The organism is Mechercharimyces mesophilus, assembly GCF_059818345.1.
Genome location: NZ_JCBAPH010000004.1, coordinates 14,760 through 29,094, shown reverse-complemented (window position 1 = coordinate 29,094; position 14,335 = coordinate 14,760). Strand labels below are relative to the sequence as shown.

The 14,335-nt window shown below is 45.7% G+C and carries 10 protein-coding genes; 1 reads left to right on the top strand and 9 read right to left on the bottom strand.

The annotated features are described in order from the left end of the window. Positions 1-15: 15 nt before the first annotated feature. From AC6RGY_RS11515 to AC6RGY_RS11490, 6 genes are all read right to left on the bottom strand, one after another. Positions 16-891, bottom strand: coding sequence for a YihY/virulence factor BrkB family protein (locus tag AC6RGY_RS11515; protein WP_499863170.1), 876 nt, complete (start codon positions 889-891; stop codon positions 16-18). 112 nt (positions 892-1,003) lie between these two features. After that, complete coding sequence (locus AC6RGY_RS11510; protein WP_499863169.1) at positions 1,004-1,759, bottom strand: hypothetical protein; 756 nt, start codon at positions 1,757-1,759, stop codon at positions 1,004-1,006. 149 nt (positions 1,760-1,908) lie between these two features. Further along, entirely contained in the window at positions 1,909-2,745 is an 837-nt protein-coding gene (locus AC6RGY_RS11505) for an alpha/beta fold hydrolase (RefSeq protein ID WP_499863168.1), read from the bottom strand. Then, positions 2,742-4,655 (bottom strand): 3'-5' exonuclease, encoded by a 1,914-nt coding sequence (locus AC6RGY_RS11500; protein WP_499863167.1) that lies wholly within the window; start codon positions 4,653-4,655, stop codon positions 2,742-2,744. The genes AC6RGY_RS11505 and AC6RGY_RS11500 overlap by 4 nt, the downstream gene beginning before the upstream one ends. Positions 4,656-5,081: 426 nt before the next feature. After that, positions 5,082-6,329 carry a 2-oxoglutarate dehydrogenase complex dihydrolipoyllysine-residue succinyltransferase gene (gene odhB, locus AC6RGY_RS11495; protein ID WP_499863166.1) on the bottom strand — a complete coding sequence of 416 codons (1,248 nt, stop codon included), beginning with the start codon at positions 6,327-6,329 and terminating at the stop codon, positions 5,082-5,084. A 37-nt stretch (positions 6,330-6,366) separates the two neighbouring features. Then, positions 6,367-9,201 (bottom strand): 2-oxoglutarate dehydrogenase E1 component, encoded by a 2,835-nt coding sequence (locus tag AC6RGY_RS11490; protein WP_499863165.1) that lies wholly within the window; start codon positions 9,199-9,201, stop codon positions 6,367-6,369. Between the two features lie 359 nt (positions 9,202-9,560). Between AC6RGY_RS11490 and AC6RGY_RS11485 the strand changes: the two genes are divergently transcribed. Next, entirely contained in the window at positions 9,561-10,085 is a 525-nt protein-coding gene (locus AC6RGY_RS11485; RefSeq protein ID WP_499863164.1) for a hypothetical protein, read from the top strand. Between the two features lie 97 nt (positions 10,086-10,182). Here AC6RGY_RS11485 and msrB read toward each other — a convergent pair whose 3' ends face one another. From msrB to AC6RGY_RS11470, 3 genes are all read right to left on the bottom strand, one after another. Continuing rightward, on the bottom strand, positions 10,183-10,632 hold the full coding sequence (gene msrB / locus AC6RGY_RS11480) for a peptide-methionine (R)-S-oxide reductase MsrB (RefSeq protein ID WP_499863163.1): 450 nt from the start codon (positions 10,630-10,632) through the stop codon (positions 10,183-10,185). Between the two features lie 102 nt (positions 10,633-10,734). Continuing rightward, entirely contained in the window at positions 10,735-12,480 is a 1,746-nt protein-coding gene (locus AC6RGY_RS11475) for an ABC transporter ATP-binding protein (protein ID WP_499863162.1), read from the bottom strand. Further along, the gene (locus AC6RGY_RS11470; protein ID WP_499863161.1) at positions 12,449-14,233 is read right to left on the bottom strand and encodes an ABC transporter ATP-binding protein; all 1,785 of its coding nucleotides are present in this window, start codon (positions 14,231-14,233) and stop codon (positions 12,449-12,451) included. The genes AC6RGY_RS11475 and AC6RGY_RS11470 overlap by 32 nt, the downstream gene beginning before the upstream one ends. Between the last annotated feature and the right edge of the window lie 102 nt (positions 14,234-14,335).

Genomic DNA, 14,335 nt, shown 5'->3' with positions numbered 1-14,335 from the left:
TTGCGCTAATCGAACCTAAGCACTCTTTTTCTCCATCCGATGCAAACCCAACTTGCGCTGATACAAGGTGGCGTTAATCTCACCTCCCACCAGGATCATGAGTGCCATTAAGAAAAACCACATCAGTAGTACCATTACCCCACCAAGACTACCATAGGTAGCAGAGTAATTACCAAAGTATTGAAGATAGAAGGAAAATCCAATCGAGATTAACTGCCACCCCATCGTAGCAAACAGGGTTCCCCAAATAATTTTACGGAAGGGGAGGTTTTCATTGGGGGCAATCCAATAGATGCAAAACAGCACAACCATCATCGTCGTTACTCCCACTCCCCAGCGTAGGAGGTTATACATTAATCCCCAATGTTCCGGATTAGGGACAATATCTTGAATGAAAGGCAAGAGTACACGACCAAAAACGGGCAACGCAAGGGTAAAGGCAATCAGAAACACCATGGCAATGGTTAAGCCAATGGATAAAAAGCGTACATAGATAAAATTACGCGTCTCAATTACGTTATACGCTTGATTCAATCCACGAATCATTCCATTAACGGCTTTCGAAGCAATCCATATCGTCAGTAAGAAGCTAAATGAAATAAAACTACCACTTGTTTGGATCGATGCCATCGTTTCTTTAATAGCATCACTCACTTGCTCTGGTGCCATATAAGGCAAAGTACTTAAAACCTGTTCTACCTCAAAGGAGAAGTAAGAGAGCAATGAGATCAAAAAAATTAATAAAGGAAAAATGGAAAACAAATAGTAAAAAGCAAGGGCGGCTGCTATATCAATAATGCCGTCTCTCATCGATTGTTGCCAGAGGTGCAGAAGAAAAGGTCGGTCTGAATCAAACATCACTAAATTTTTTCTGGGCTTGGTTAATGGCATTAGAGAATCCTCTCCTCAGGTTGTTCTCTTTCCTTCATCGTACTCCTATTTAAGCATAGCTGATGAAGTCGAGCAATCTATCACGCCAACAGAAGAGGATTCAACTAAGTGATCACTTCCAAAAGTACAGGTGGTTGGGTGCATACGATCCTTCCTGCCTATGATGGGTACGACGTCCATCTTCATCCGCTTCGTCAGCTTGATAGCCTCCACCCCTCCAATGGTTCCCATACGGTTGTCCCCAGCGATCGTGTTCCCAACCATACCCTCGTCTGTTGTCGCCATTACTATAACCTCTACTACTATCCCTTTCATACCAATCATCATGATACCTTGGCCATTCTGATGGGGTACGTTCCCTATTCTGGTTGTATACGTTCTCATTGCGATGGTGTTCCTTGCTCTCCCAATTCCCACTATCCAACTGGTTCTGACTCTCATTTCCGCTCTCTCTGTGTGGGCTCTCTGGTAATGGATTCTGAATTGGAGAAGGGGAGGGATACCTACGTGAAAAATCCCGCTCATAGCGGGTTCGATTTACCCTCCATGACTCCACGATTCCATAAGCCGTATTGGGATCATAGCCCTTTCCCAATAAGTATGCGATCGCCGCAACTTCGCGCATGACTTTATCCAAAGGAGACTTCTTCGCTTCAGACAGCCCATATTGGATAAAAGGCTCAATCATTCCCAGGGTTGATTCCTTCACACCGCTATCTTCCTTCTCCGGTTCGCGATTAAAACCCTCTTTCACATTCCACTTGTGCTCTTCCCAAGCGCCACGCGAGATACTTTGCACCTCATCATACGGTTGATACCAAAAGTCACATAGCCAAGTCCGAAAGAGAGCCAAATCTTTTTCGTTCATGGTGCTTCATCCCTTCTATTGGTCCTAATGCACCATACGTGTCGAGTGGCCCTTTCGTTCTGGGTGTCTGTCCCCCTAAGGATGAATAACAAGGGATGCTTCGACAAAATAAGAGGTAACATGAAGAGCAGTTCCGAACCTCACCTCTCTCAGTCATCGCCTACGCTACGTTCCACATCTTGCACTCCCACCCTTGTTAACCACTCCTTCATCAAGGTAGTAAAAACTTCTGGTCGTTCCATTTGCAAAAGGTGTCCCGTGCGATCCAATACTACGTAACTCGCTCGTGTATAGTATTCAGTCAGGGACCATGCATCTTCATAGCCAGTAATAGCATCCTGTTTGCCCGTTAGAATCAAGACGGGATTCACAAAAGGAGAACCTTCCTCCAACGCAAAGGAGAAAGGATAATTTCTTTTGAGTCGCTTTAAGAACGCAGCATCTGATTGGTGTGAAGGCTCCCAAATTTCATCACGAAAGCGCTCCCAAGAATCCCTGTCCTGCACAACGGAATAGGTTTCAAAAGCGTTTCTTTCTTCCTTTGACAACTGGTTAAGCATCTCCTCATCCTTGTGAAGCACTTGTCGCTGGGGGAGGGTACGCTCTCTCTTGCGTGCATAGACTGCGGGACAAATGAGTGCCATCCCAGCTACTTGTTCCTTACGTTTCGCTAACACGCCACGAGCAAGATAACCTCCATAAGATTCCCCTACAACGAGAAAAGGCTGGCTCCCAATCTTCTCTTCGACGACAGACAATAGCCATGTCACGACATCATCTGAGCTTTGCATCCACGAAGGAGCTACTGACTGCCCCATCCCTGGTAAGTCTACATAAATCCTCTTCCAACCATCGCCCTCTGTAAAAAGTGGCTCCATACAGGACTTCATCATCACATGATCCATGGAAAAACCATGGATCATCAAGATAGGGGTTCCCTCTCCTCGGATGAAGATCCCTTTATTAGCTTCCTTTCTACTACTCATCTCCCTCCCCCTCTCCCCACCGGGAATTTCCTCATATCACTTGCTTTAAATCCATCCAAGTAAGCGGTGAAGCTTGATTGACCTGAATAACTAATCATCAAATGGGTTTTCGCTCTGGTCAAGGCAATATAAAAGAGAGAGACTTCTTTCTCTTTATCTTTTTCCCATTTCAGAGGGAGGTGATGAGCACCCACGACAAAGACGGCTTCATAGTCGAGTCCTTTGCTACTCTCAATCGTACTCACTTTCACTGTCGGCTCTTGCGGATCAAATTGACGTTTGCTCTTGGCATCCCTCGTGATCCATGTGGTTGGGATACCCTTCTGCTTCAGCGTAGACAACAATACTTTGATCACGTCCAGACTGGAATACTGTTTAACCCGATAGAGAATGAGCATTTGCGAAAACGGTACTTGGCTCTCCTTCCGCAAACGGTGAATGCTCTCCGCTACCCATTCCACTTCCTCTTGAAAAGAAGAGAAAGAGGAAATAAGTGGAGCTGGCCCTTGACGGGACGTGGTTTGTGGAGGAATAATCTCCACCTCTTCGTTACCTGATTCCGCTTCGCTATCGATTCCTTTAAACTCTTGATAGAAATTCCAAGAGAATTGCACAATGGGGGCCGTATTCCGATAATTGATAGAGAGAATACGTGAGCGTCCACGAAAATCCAATCCCATCTCCCGACGCAGACTACGCTTCTTTCCATAGATCGTCTGCACACGATCTTCCACCATCAGAAGGGAGCCTGTTTCTGGCTTTAAAAGACCGGCAATCAGCTTTAACCACTCTGCTGGGAAATCCTGTCCCTCATCGATTAAGATCGCATCGTAACGAGGAAGCTGACTCGTTGACTGCTCTAACTTTTCGATCTCTGGTAAAATCTGCTCTTCACCGATCTTCAACTCTTTTTTTAGCCACTCATGAAAATAATAGACATGAAGTGAATCGCCCAAAGGACTCTCCTTTGAGTCATCTCCCACAAAATCAAAAAGGGAAGTCGGCTCATTCATCTTTTGTACTAACATCTGTCGTATGTAATTGGCAAGGGATATGTTAAAGCAAAGAACAAGGACCTTCCAATCGGGGTTTGTCTTAGCCAATAGGGATGCTCTACCCGCCAAAATCAAGGTCTTTCCACTGCCAGCCACTCCCCGAATCAAGCGATGTCCTTCGCCTACCTGCTTCGCCAAACTCTCTTGATGAACATCCATCGTCTCCAATTTGTCGAGGGATAATAAGATTTGATCATGGGTGTTTACTTTGGAGGTCTCTGCCCGAATGCGAACTTCTGGAAAGAGGTGAAAGCGAATACGTTGCATATCCACAGGATGCAGTGTTGGACAAGGAAATGGGACGGTAAACATATTTTCTAATTTTTTCTTTAGAAGAATCATAGAAAACTGATCATATGTAGGATCGATTTCTTCTCGAGTAAGGATGAGATCGTGGTCGATCACTTCCTGAAGTGCTTCATGCTTTTCAAAGTCGGCTCTTTTCAATCCGGCAAAAACCGCACCATAACCATAAGGAAATTTGAGATTGCCGGCATAACGTCCCTCGCTTTGTAGTAACTGCAAATCTTTTCTTAGGCGTTTTTCTATCTGAAAAGCGTAGTCACGTGCACTCAAAATCGGATGTTTGACAACCTGCTCTCTTCCCTCACGCGTCACAATGCGCCACTCATTCGGGTTGATGTCCTGTAATGTCCGTAAGCGATAATCCTTCACTTCTAGGACCAACAGCCCCATATCTGGACTCATCACAACAAAATCAGGTCGCTTCCCTTGAATATCCGGTTCATAATAGACGATGGTTTCTTCTGGTAAATAGGCTTTGAATGTCTGAAAAAGAAGGCGTTCGCCAGCGGTCGCCCCTTTCTTGATTTTCTCTGGAATCATCTTTGCCATCATCCGTCACCACTTTCTTTGCTCCTATTCCACCCATTGGGGAAGAATCATTTTGCGTAAACTACATCTATCTTAACAAAAATAGAGTAGTAAAAATATTGGAATGGAACATACAATCCTCAAACCTCTCATTCACATACAATAGTTAGCAAGGGGGTGATCCATCTGAGTTGTGGATGCAATGACCCATCTTCATCCAATAAAAAACTTGCAGAATATAAAGCTTATCTGAAACAGTTACGCAAAAAACAAGCATGGCAAGCCAAACAAAATCCTTCTTTCGCCAAATATCTTGACAAACAAAAACAATATCCTAAGAAATAGAGGATGACATAAAAAGGTAAAAGTAAAAGCCGCCTTTCCTATCTAGGAGAGACGGCTTTTCCTACATTCATAATGCAAGAGTTCCACAAAGGGCTATAAAGATTAGCCTTCTAGCAATAGCACCTCTGGATCCTCCAACATTTCTTTAATTTTCACCAAGAAGCTAACTGCTTCTTTTCCATCGATAATGCGATGGTCATAAGAGAGTGCGATGTACATCATCGGACGGTTTTCCATCGTGTCGCCCACAGTTACCGGACGCATCTGGATTTTATGCATACCCAAAATGCCTACCTGTGGCGAATTGAGAATCGGTGTTGATAGAAGTGAACCGAAGATCCCGCCATTGGTAATGGTGAAGGTGCCTCCTGTTAGTTCCTTCAATGTTAGTGAGTTGGAACGAGCTTTTTGCGCCAAGTTGACAATTTCTTTCTCAATTCCTGCAAAGCTGAGACGGTCTGCATTCCGTACAACGGGAACGACCAAGCCTTCCTCCGTAGAAACAGCAATTCCGATATCGTAGAACTTCTTCAGGAGGAGCTCATCCCCTTGAATTTCAGAATTGACCAGAGGATACGCTTTGAGTGCACCCACAACGGCTTTCGTGAAGAAAGACATGAAGCCGAGGTTCACATCGTGCTGATCTTTGAAAGATTCCTTGCGGCGTTTACGTAGCTCCATCACCGCTGTCATATCGATTTCATTAAAGGTGGTCAGCATGGCTGCCGTTTGTTGCGCTTCCACCAAACGCTTGGCAATCGTCTGACGACGACGGGACATGCGTTGTCGTTCAATCGGACGATCATTATTTGTAGCGGACTCTTTGTTCCCATCTGTTTGTGCCGGTGCAGCCTTCTTCGCTGGAGATGGCGTTTTTTCCTCGGTGTATCCCTTAACATCCTCTTTGGTCACTTTTTCGTTGGATGGTGCATCACTTAAATCCAGGCCTCGCTTGCGCGCTTGTTTGCGTGCAGAAGGAGAGCCACTTACTGCATGATCCAGATCACTGGAATCGGAGGGTGCTTCTTGATTTGAAGTGGTATCCTCTTCCGCTTCTTGAGGCGCGGACTTCGCTGGTTCCTCTTTTGACTCTTTTGCAGGAGCTGCTGCTTCTCCACCTTCTGCAAGGTAAGCAATCACTTCTCCTACTTCGACCGTATCGCCCTCTTGCTTCTGGATATTTTTTAATACACCGCTATTCTCGGCATTCACTTCAAGGTTTACCTTGTCCGTTTCCAGTTCCAATAAGACATCGCCTTCTGCGACGGAGTCGCCTTCTTTTTTCGTCCAGGTGGCGATCGTACCCTCCGTGATTGACTCTGCTAATTCTGGTACTTTAATTTCAATCACTTTCCTTACCCCCTTCTTCAAATGTTTGTCGACAGCATTAGTTTAGATGAAAGACGGATGAAAAGATCCGTTGTTGTTCTGCATTATGCATATCTGGGAAGCCTTCAGCCGTACTGGAGCGCTCTGGACGACCCACGTACTTAATCTCCGTTCGAGGCGCAATATCGCGAATCCGTGGTTCTACGTACGACCAGGCGCCCATATTGGCGGGTTCCTCTTGTACCCACACAATCTCTTTTAACTGCTTAAAGCGCTCCAATATCCCTTGCAATTCTTCAGCCGGGAAGGGATAAAGTTGTTCTAAACGTGCAATGTGTAGCCACTCCGGTTTTTCGTCCATCGATTCCAGCTCTGTCTCCAGATCGACAGCAATCTTCCCACTGCATAGGACGAGTCGCTTCACTTTACTCCGTTTTTCTCCTAGACCGGGTTGTTCCAGCACCGGTTTGAAAGATCCCGTTTCAAAATCAGCTAAATCAGAGATTACCCGTTTGTTACGGATAAGGCTCTTCGGTGACATAATCACCAACGGTCGTGCTTCATCTGTGCCCGTAATCGCCGCTTGTCTACGAAGAATATGGAAGTACTGTGACGATTTCGTCATGTTAGCAACAATCCAGTTGTTTTCCGCTGCGGATTGCAAATACCTTTCCAAGCGAGCACTGGAGTGTTCCGGACCTTGTCCTTCATATCCGTGAGGAAGGAGCATAACCAAGCTGGAGGATTCTCCCCATTTTGCACGCCCTGCGGAAATAAATTGATCAAAGATCACCTGTCCGGCATTTGCAAAGTCCCCATATTGAGCTTCCCACAACACCAGCGTGTTCGGCTCCAGTACATTGTAACCATACTCAAAGCCCAATACAGAAGCCTCGGATAATGGACTATTAAAGATCGTAAATGACCCATTCGCTTGTGGAATCTGATGAAGAGGAGAATACGTATCCCCATTGTTAGCATCATGCAAGACCAAATGACGATGGGCAAAAGTGGCCCGTTCACAATCCTGACCCGTCAGTCGAATTGGTGTACCATCTTCCAAAACGGAGGCAAATGCTAATGTCTCCGCTAATGCCCAGTCTACCTTGCCTTCTTTGGTTAACGCATCCGCTCTGCGCTTAAGAACTCGTTCCACCTTAGGGTAAACTTTAAAGTTCTCAGGCGACTGCAGGAGTTCCTCATTAAGGGACTGAAGCGCTTCTTTTTTCACGCCCGTTTCCACTTTGGGTAAGCGTCGCGATAGCGGCTTCAGCTTATTGGGACTCCATTCCTCTTTTTCGGTCTTGCCTTCTTTCATCGCTTGATACGCTTCTGAAAGTCTGTTCTGTGTTTCTTGTTCTTTCTGTTTGATCGTATCTGGTGTGATGAGCCCTTCCGCCTCTAACTTCTCAGCATACCGATGACGGACTGTGGGATGTTGATTAATCTTTGTGTAGATCTGCGGTTGTGTCGCAGAAGGATCATCCATCTCATTATGTCCGTATCGTCGATAACCGATCAGGTCGATGACGAAATCCTTATTAAAACGGACCCGGTATTCACAAGCAAGGTGCATCGCCGCTAAACAAGCATCCGGATCATCTGCATTGACGTGTACAATCGGGATCTCAAATCCCTTCGCCAGATCACTAGCATACTTCGTTGAGCGTGCATCCGAACTCTCCGTTGTAAATCCGATGCGGTTGTTGGCAATAATATGAATGGTACCCCCTGTCTGGTACCCATCCAACTGACTCATATTAAGCGTCTCTGCCACGATTCCTTCTCCTGGGAACGCTGCATCGCCATGAATGAGAATAGCCAATGCTTTGGTGACGTCTTGCTTCGCATATCCGCGCTCACTCCGGTCTTCTTGTGCAGCTCGGGTAAACCCTTCCACCACTGGATTAACAAATTCCAAGTGACTGGGGTTGTTCGCAAGAGAGACACGCGCCTGTACCGTATCACTCGAATGATCTATCTCACGGTTGGCTCCCAAATGATATTTCACATCTCCTGTCCAACCATAGTTGATTCCCATCGACCCTTCTGATGGAACCAATTCTTTGTTGGGCGCATGGTGAAACTCAGAAAAAATGGCTTCATACGGCTTGCCCAATATATGAGCGAGCACATTTAAACGACCGCGATGCGCCATCCCGATCATGACATCGCGTACACCGAAATGAACGCTTTGATAAATCACTTCTTCCAGTGAAGGGACGAGCATATCCACCCCTTCTACAGAAAAGCGCTTCTGACCCACAAAGGTCTTGTGCAAGAACTGCTCAAACCCTTCTACTTGTAACAATCGTTCCAATACGGATAGACGCTTTTCTTTGGATAGCTTACGTGTAATCTCGCCTGACTCTACCACACTGGTTAGCCATTGGTGCTCTTCTAAGTTATATACGTGATTAAATTCATACGCGAGCGACTGAGAATAGACTTCCTTCAGTCTTTGAATCACATCCAACCCGGTATGAACATGCGCTGGCGCCTCCGGCCAAATCACATGTGCAGGAATTTGACTCAAGTCTTGTTCCGTCAATCCATACATCTCCGGCTCTAATACTTGGTAATTACCCTCATTCCGATTTTCCAGCGGGTCAATCTTAGCAGCCAAGTGTCCGTAAGTACGGATGTTTTGTGCCATCTTCTCCGCTTGTACAACCTTGCTCAAATCAACGGTTGATTGAGCGGAAGGCACAGCGACAGAACGACTGTCCTGCGAAACCGAAGGGGGACCCCATTGCTGGAACAACTCTTTTAAATCCGCATCAACCGAGTCTGGATCTACGGCATATTGCTCGTATTGCTCGATTATGTAGCCGAGATTCGGACCAAAAAATTGTTCCCAAGGTGTTCCTGTTCCATTTTTCTCGGTTGCCATCGTGATACCCCCAACTACTCCATTTATCAGTTATTTTTCCTTAACCCACAAAAGGTAAACGATAAAATTAATCGTACAGAATTGAGACCAGAAAGCCCTCCAAATGAAGAAATCCGTTGCAATCGTTGTGTTATGCTCTTTAAAATCCGTGATCGCCTCTTCAAATTTGGGGTAAATTACCGTTTGCTATTGCGAGTCAAGAAAAAGGAATTCCAACCGTCTGTATCATACCACATCCTATTTTCACTTTCTATAAATCCTTATAGAAAAAGAGAAGACCATCCCTAAATCTTTGCGGAAAACTTCCCTATTTTTCGCAAGCGGGATACAATAGATAGAGAGAATAAAGAGCAAAAACCGTGAGAGGAGGGAGATTCATGAGTGAAGAACTGTTACTAAAAATCATCCATCGCTTGGATAAGATTGACCTGCGACTCGACAAGCACGATCAACGATTCGATGCCATTGATCAGCGTCTGGACAAGCATGATCAACGATTCGATGCCATTGATCAGCGTCTGGACAAGCACGATCAACGCTTCGATGCCATTGATCAGCGTCTGGACAAGCACGATCAACGCTTCGATGCCATTGATCAGCGTCTGGACAAGCACGATCAACGCTTTGATGCCATTGATCAGCGTCTGGACAAGCACGATCAACGCTTCGATGCCATTGACCTACGCTTTGAGAATGTTGAACAACGTCTGGATAAACATGACCAACGCCTGGATGTGATGAATCATCAGTTGGTTGATATCAAAGCCATCCTCGCCGACTTACCCGCAATGAAGCAGGCGATTTTTGAAACACGAGATAAAATCAACGCCATTGATGATCGTCTACAGCATGCTGGTGAAATTTTGATGGGAGAGAAGAGATAAAGATGAACCATGTTCTTCATACAGAGGCCTGAAGAAGCTACAGACCAATTTCACATCGCTTCTTCAGGCCTCTCCTATACCAATCTCAACTGATCGTTCACTCTTCCTCAAACAATCCTACGTACTCTCCATACCCTTCTTTCTGCAAATCTTCCCGCGGTATAAAGCGAAGTGCTGCCGCATTAATACAATACCTGAGCCCTTCTGGCCCCGGTCCATCGGGAAAGACATGTCCTAAGTGGGAATCTGCTTTCTCGCTTCTTACCTCTGTTCGCACCATCCCATGACTTAAATCTTCCTTTTCTTTGATCTCTTTCTTCGTAATCGGCTTCGTAAAGCTAGGCCAACCACAGCCAGCGTCATATTGATCCTTGCTGCTAAAGAGAGGCTCTCCAGAGACAATGTCCACATAGATCCCCTCACGTTCATTGTTCCAATACTCCCCTGTAAATGGAGATTCGGTTCCATTCTCCTGCGTTACTTTGTACTGCATCGGTGTTAATTTCTTTTTTAATTCGGCTTGATCTGGTTTTTTATATTGACTCATGGTGGTTTCCTCCTACTACTTCAAAACTATAAAGAGTACATAGTCGATCTCAATAAATTGATCCACATTCCCTGAATGAAAAGCAACCGAGGAAGGGTTTTTTCACTCTACTGCCTTTTCCGCTAACCCCTGTTGCAATTGGTACATGTTATAGTACAACCCTTTATGTGAGAGTAGCTCTTGGTGCGCCCCTCTTTCCACGATCTCACCTTGATGCAACACAAGGATTTGGTCAGCATCTTTAATGGTAGATAAGCGATGGGCAATCGCAATGGTCGTTCGACCCGCACGCATTTTATTTAGTGCCGTCTGTATTTTCTCTTCGGTTTCCGTATCCACACTGGCTGTGGCTTCATCCAAGATCAAAATGCTCGGGGAGGAAGCCATGGTACGAGCAAAGGAGAGTAGTTGCCGCTCTCCACTGGAAAACGAAGCTCCTCGTTCCCCCACCCACGCTTGATAACCATTAGGTAGTTTCTGAATGATCGGCTCTGCTTGAACAAATTGGGCCGCTTCCTTGATCTGTTCATCGGTGATTTCCGTACGTGCAAGACGCAGATTTTCCTCCACTGTGCCGACAAACAAAAAAGGATCTTGTAGCACCAACCCCATCTTGGTACGCAATTCCCGATCAGGGAAAGAAGAAAGATTCACTCCGTCTATCGTAATTTTCCCTTTCTCCACAAGATAAAACCGCATCAATAGATTAATGATCGATGTTTTCCCACTTCCTGTGTGACCCACAATGGCCACAGTCTCACCCGGTTCTGCCGTAAAGGAAATTTCTTTTAATACCTCATGCTTCCCATCATACGAAAAGGAAACCCGATCAAATACAATACGCCCTTCTCCAATCGATGGACTCGCTTCCCCCTCTTGCTGTGGGGCTTTCTCCTCCTCATCCAACAACTGAAACACACGTGAGGCAGAAACGAGCGATTGTTGCAAAAAGGGAAGTTGCATCATCATGCGATTGACTGGTTCAAACATGCGATCCAGTAAACTGACAAACGCATACATCACCCCGATTTGTACACTACTCGCCTCCAGCCATACTCCAAAGTAGGTCAGGGTAAAAATGACCGCTAAGAGATAAAGCGAATCAACAGCCGGACGTAAGAGCAAACCATTGAGGCGTGTATTTTTCATATTCGCTTCATAGTGTTGGTCATTTACTTCCTCAAACTCCCTTTGTAAGCGTTCCTCCTGTCGCATTGCTTGAATCATATTCATGCCTTGAATGGACTCACTTAACATCGCGTTTAAATCACTTAGCTTTTGTCTCACCACGCGATAAACGTGATAACTTAACCGCCGATAAGTGGCCATCAATCCATAAATCAAAGGAAGCAACAGTAAGCAATAAAGGGCCAGTCGTGCATCAAGCAAGAACAGTGCAGCAAAAATCCCTATAATTAAAACGATATTCTGCACAAACGTGGACAACACACTGACAAAAAGCTCCTTAATTGCCTCTGTATCATTGGTGATCCGCGAGACCAACGCCCCTCCAGGTATGCGATCGAAATAAGAGAGACCCAAGTGTTGCACATGATTAAACACATCGATTCGTAGCTGTTGAATCACGGAAAAAGCAATCTGGAAAAAGCGGAGTTGTTGAAAATATTGCATACTGGTGGAAATGATCCGTAAAAATAGATACCCGCCTGCCAGTGTAACAACGGGAAGCCAAGGAAAGTAACCCGGAGTAAGGTACTCATCGATAAAAACCTGTACCAGAATGGGACCAGTCACTTCCGCTCCCGTCGCAAAAAATAAAAGCAGGAAAGCAATCATCAGTGAACGGCGATGGGGATTAAGATAGGCCAGGATGCGCTTTATCGCCATATCCTTCCCCTCCTTCTTGAATCATCGACTCCAATTGCTGCTGTTTGTACATGCGCTTATACCATCTATCCAGGGCTAGTAGCTCCTGATGTGTGCCCCTTTCCACAATTGTCCCTCCGTCCAGTACAATAATCTGCTGGGCATGTTCAATTCCACTTAATCGATGGGCTGCAATCAACGTGGTCTTCCCGCGACGAAACATTCGTAGTTGCTGAAGAATATTTTCTTCCGTCTTGGCATCCACTGCCGATAAGGAATCATCCAGAATAAGAATTTCCGGATTAATCAAAAGTGCCCGGGCAATGGCTAACCGTTGTTTTTGTCCACCAGACAGCGTCACTCCCCTTTCACCCACCATCGTCTCGTAACCATGCTCAAACAGGAGAATGTCCTCATGAATCTGTGCCACACGGGCAACCTCTTCGATCTCTTTCTTCGTCGCCCCTGGCTTTCCATAAGCGATATTATCGGCGATGGTAGCAGAGAAAAGAAAATGATCCTGAGGAACGTAACCGAAGGCGGAGCGCAATGCAAACAAACGGTAGGTTGTAATCGAACGTCCCCCGATTTCGATTATGCCCTCATCACATTCAAACTCACGTAACAACAAGCGGAAAAGTGTCGTTTTTCCACTGCCCGTTCTCCCCACGATCCCCAATGTCTCTCCTGCTCTCACAGTCACGTCCACTTGGGATAACGCTGGCTCTTCGGCTTGGGGATACGTATAGCTCTCGATATTCAGATGAATCTCTCCCGTTGGAGGAAAATCTACGGCTTGATTGCTCTCCTGAATATCCTCCTCGATCTCTAATAGAGAGCGAATTCGGTCGTACGAGGCTCGCCCACGTTGCAAAATGTTCACTAAAAACCCGAAAGCCAACATCGGCCAGATCAGTAAACTTAAGTACCCAGAAAATTGAAAGAGCTTGCCAAGAGTGATACTCCCTTGTACAACCAAATACGACCCAAACGAAATCGCCAAAAACATGGACAAACCCGCCATCATGGAAATCGTAGGAGTAAACAAGGCTTCTACCCGGGCCACGGCCATATTTTTGGCAACCACTCTCTCTGACAAAGCTCGAAACGATGTTTTCTCTGCTTCCTCACTGCCAAAAGCTTTGATGACACGTACTCCAGAAGTATTTTCCTGAACTTTATCATTTAAGTCCGAAAAAGCGGCTTGTGCCTTTAGAAAACGTTTGTGGGTCATCTTCCCAAAGCGGCTTATGGCTAACGCCATCACCGTCATCGGAAGTAAGGAGACCAAAGTTAAGCGCCAATCTATCCAAACCGCCATCGCTATAACCACAAGTCCCCCCATGGTCAGCGAGTCCATGAACATCAACACGCCTTCACCTGCTGTCACCCGTACAGCCTGCACATCGTTGGTCGCATGAGCCATGAGATCCCCCGTACGGTGTTTATTATAAAAAGCAGGGGACATCCGCGCATAATGAGCCAATAACTGTTGACGTAACATCTTTCCTAACCGAAATGAGGCTCCAAAGATAAGAATCCGCCAGAGATAACGGAGGACGTACATCAATACGCCAGCACCAGCCAAGAGAAGCATCCACTTCCAAAAGAATGATGCCGTTACTTTCTGCGCAGCAATCTCGTCCACTACCCGACCAATCACATAAGGAGGAAACAACTCTAACAAAGCGACTACAAAAAGAATCACTACTCCGAAGAAATACATCTTTTTCTCTTTTTTGAAAAACCAAGCTAAATCTTTGAAGATACTCATTGCATGCCCTCTTTACATTAGTTTAGAACGACTCCACACCTATGGTGATCACAGATAAGATACTTGGAACTCCTCTGTAATATGATTATACCGCTAACTCCA

What these genes read in the sequence shown, in the direction of transcription:
- AC6RGY_RS11475 (WP_499863162.1), bottom strand. Translation starts at nt 12,480, where the DNA reads ATGGCGATAAAGCGCATCCTGGCCTATCTTAATCCCCATCGCCGTTCA.
- AC6RGY_RS11490 (WP_499863165.1), bottom strand. Translation starts at nt 9,201, where the DNA reads ATGGCAACCGAGAAAAATGGAACAGGAACACCTTGGGAACAATTTTTT.
- AC6RGY_RS11515 (WP_499863170.1), bottom strand. Translation starts at nt 891, where the DNA reads ATGCCATTAACCAAGCCCAGAAAAAATTTAGTGATGTTTGATTCAGAC.
- AC6RGY_RS11505 (WP_499863168.1), bottom strand. Translation starts at nt 2,745, where the DNA reads ATGAGTAGTAGAAAGGAAGCTAATAAAGGGATCTTCATCCGAGGAGAG.
- AC6RGY_RS11470 (WP_499863161.1), bottom strand. Translation starts at nt 14,233, where the DNA reads ATGAGTATCTTCAAAGATTTAGCTTGGTTTTTCAAAAAAGAGAAAAAG.
- AC6RGY_RS11510 (WP_499863169.1), bottom strand. Translation starts at nt 1,759, where the DNA reads ATGAACGAAAAAGATTTGGCTCTCTTTCGGACTTGGCTATGTGACTTT.
- AC6RGY_RS11500 (WP_499863167.1), bottom strand. Translation starts at nt 4,655, where the DNA reads ATGGCAAAGATGATTCCAGAGAAAATCAAGAAAGGGGCGACCGCTGGC.
- msrB (WP_499863163.1), bottom strand. Translation starts at nt 10,632, where the DNA reads ATGAGTCAATATAAAAAACCAGATCAAGCCGAATTAAAAAAGAAATTA.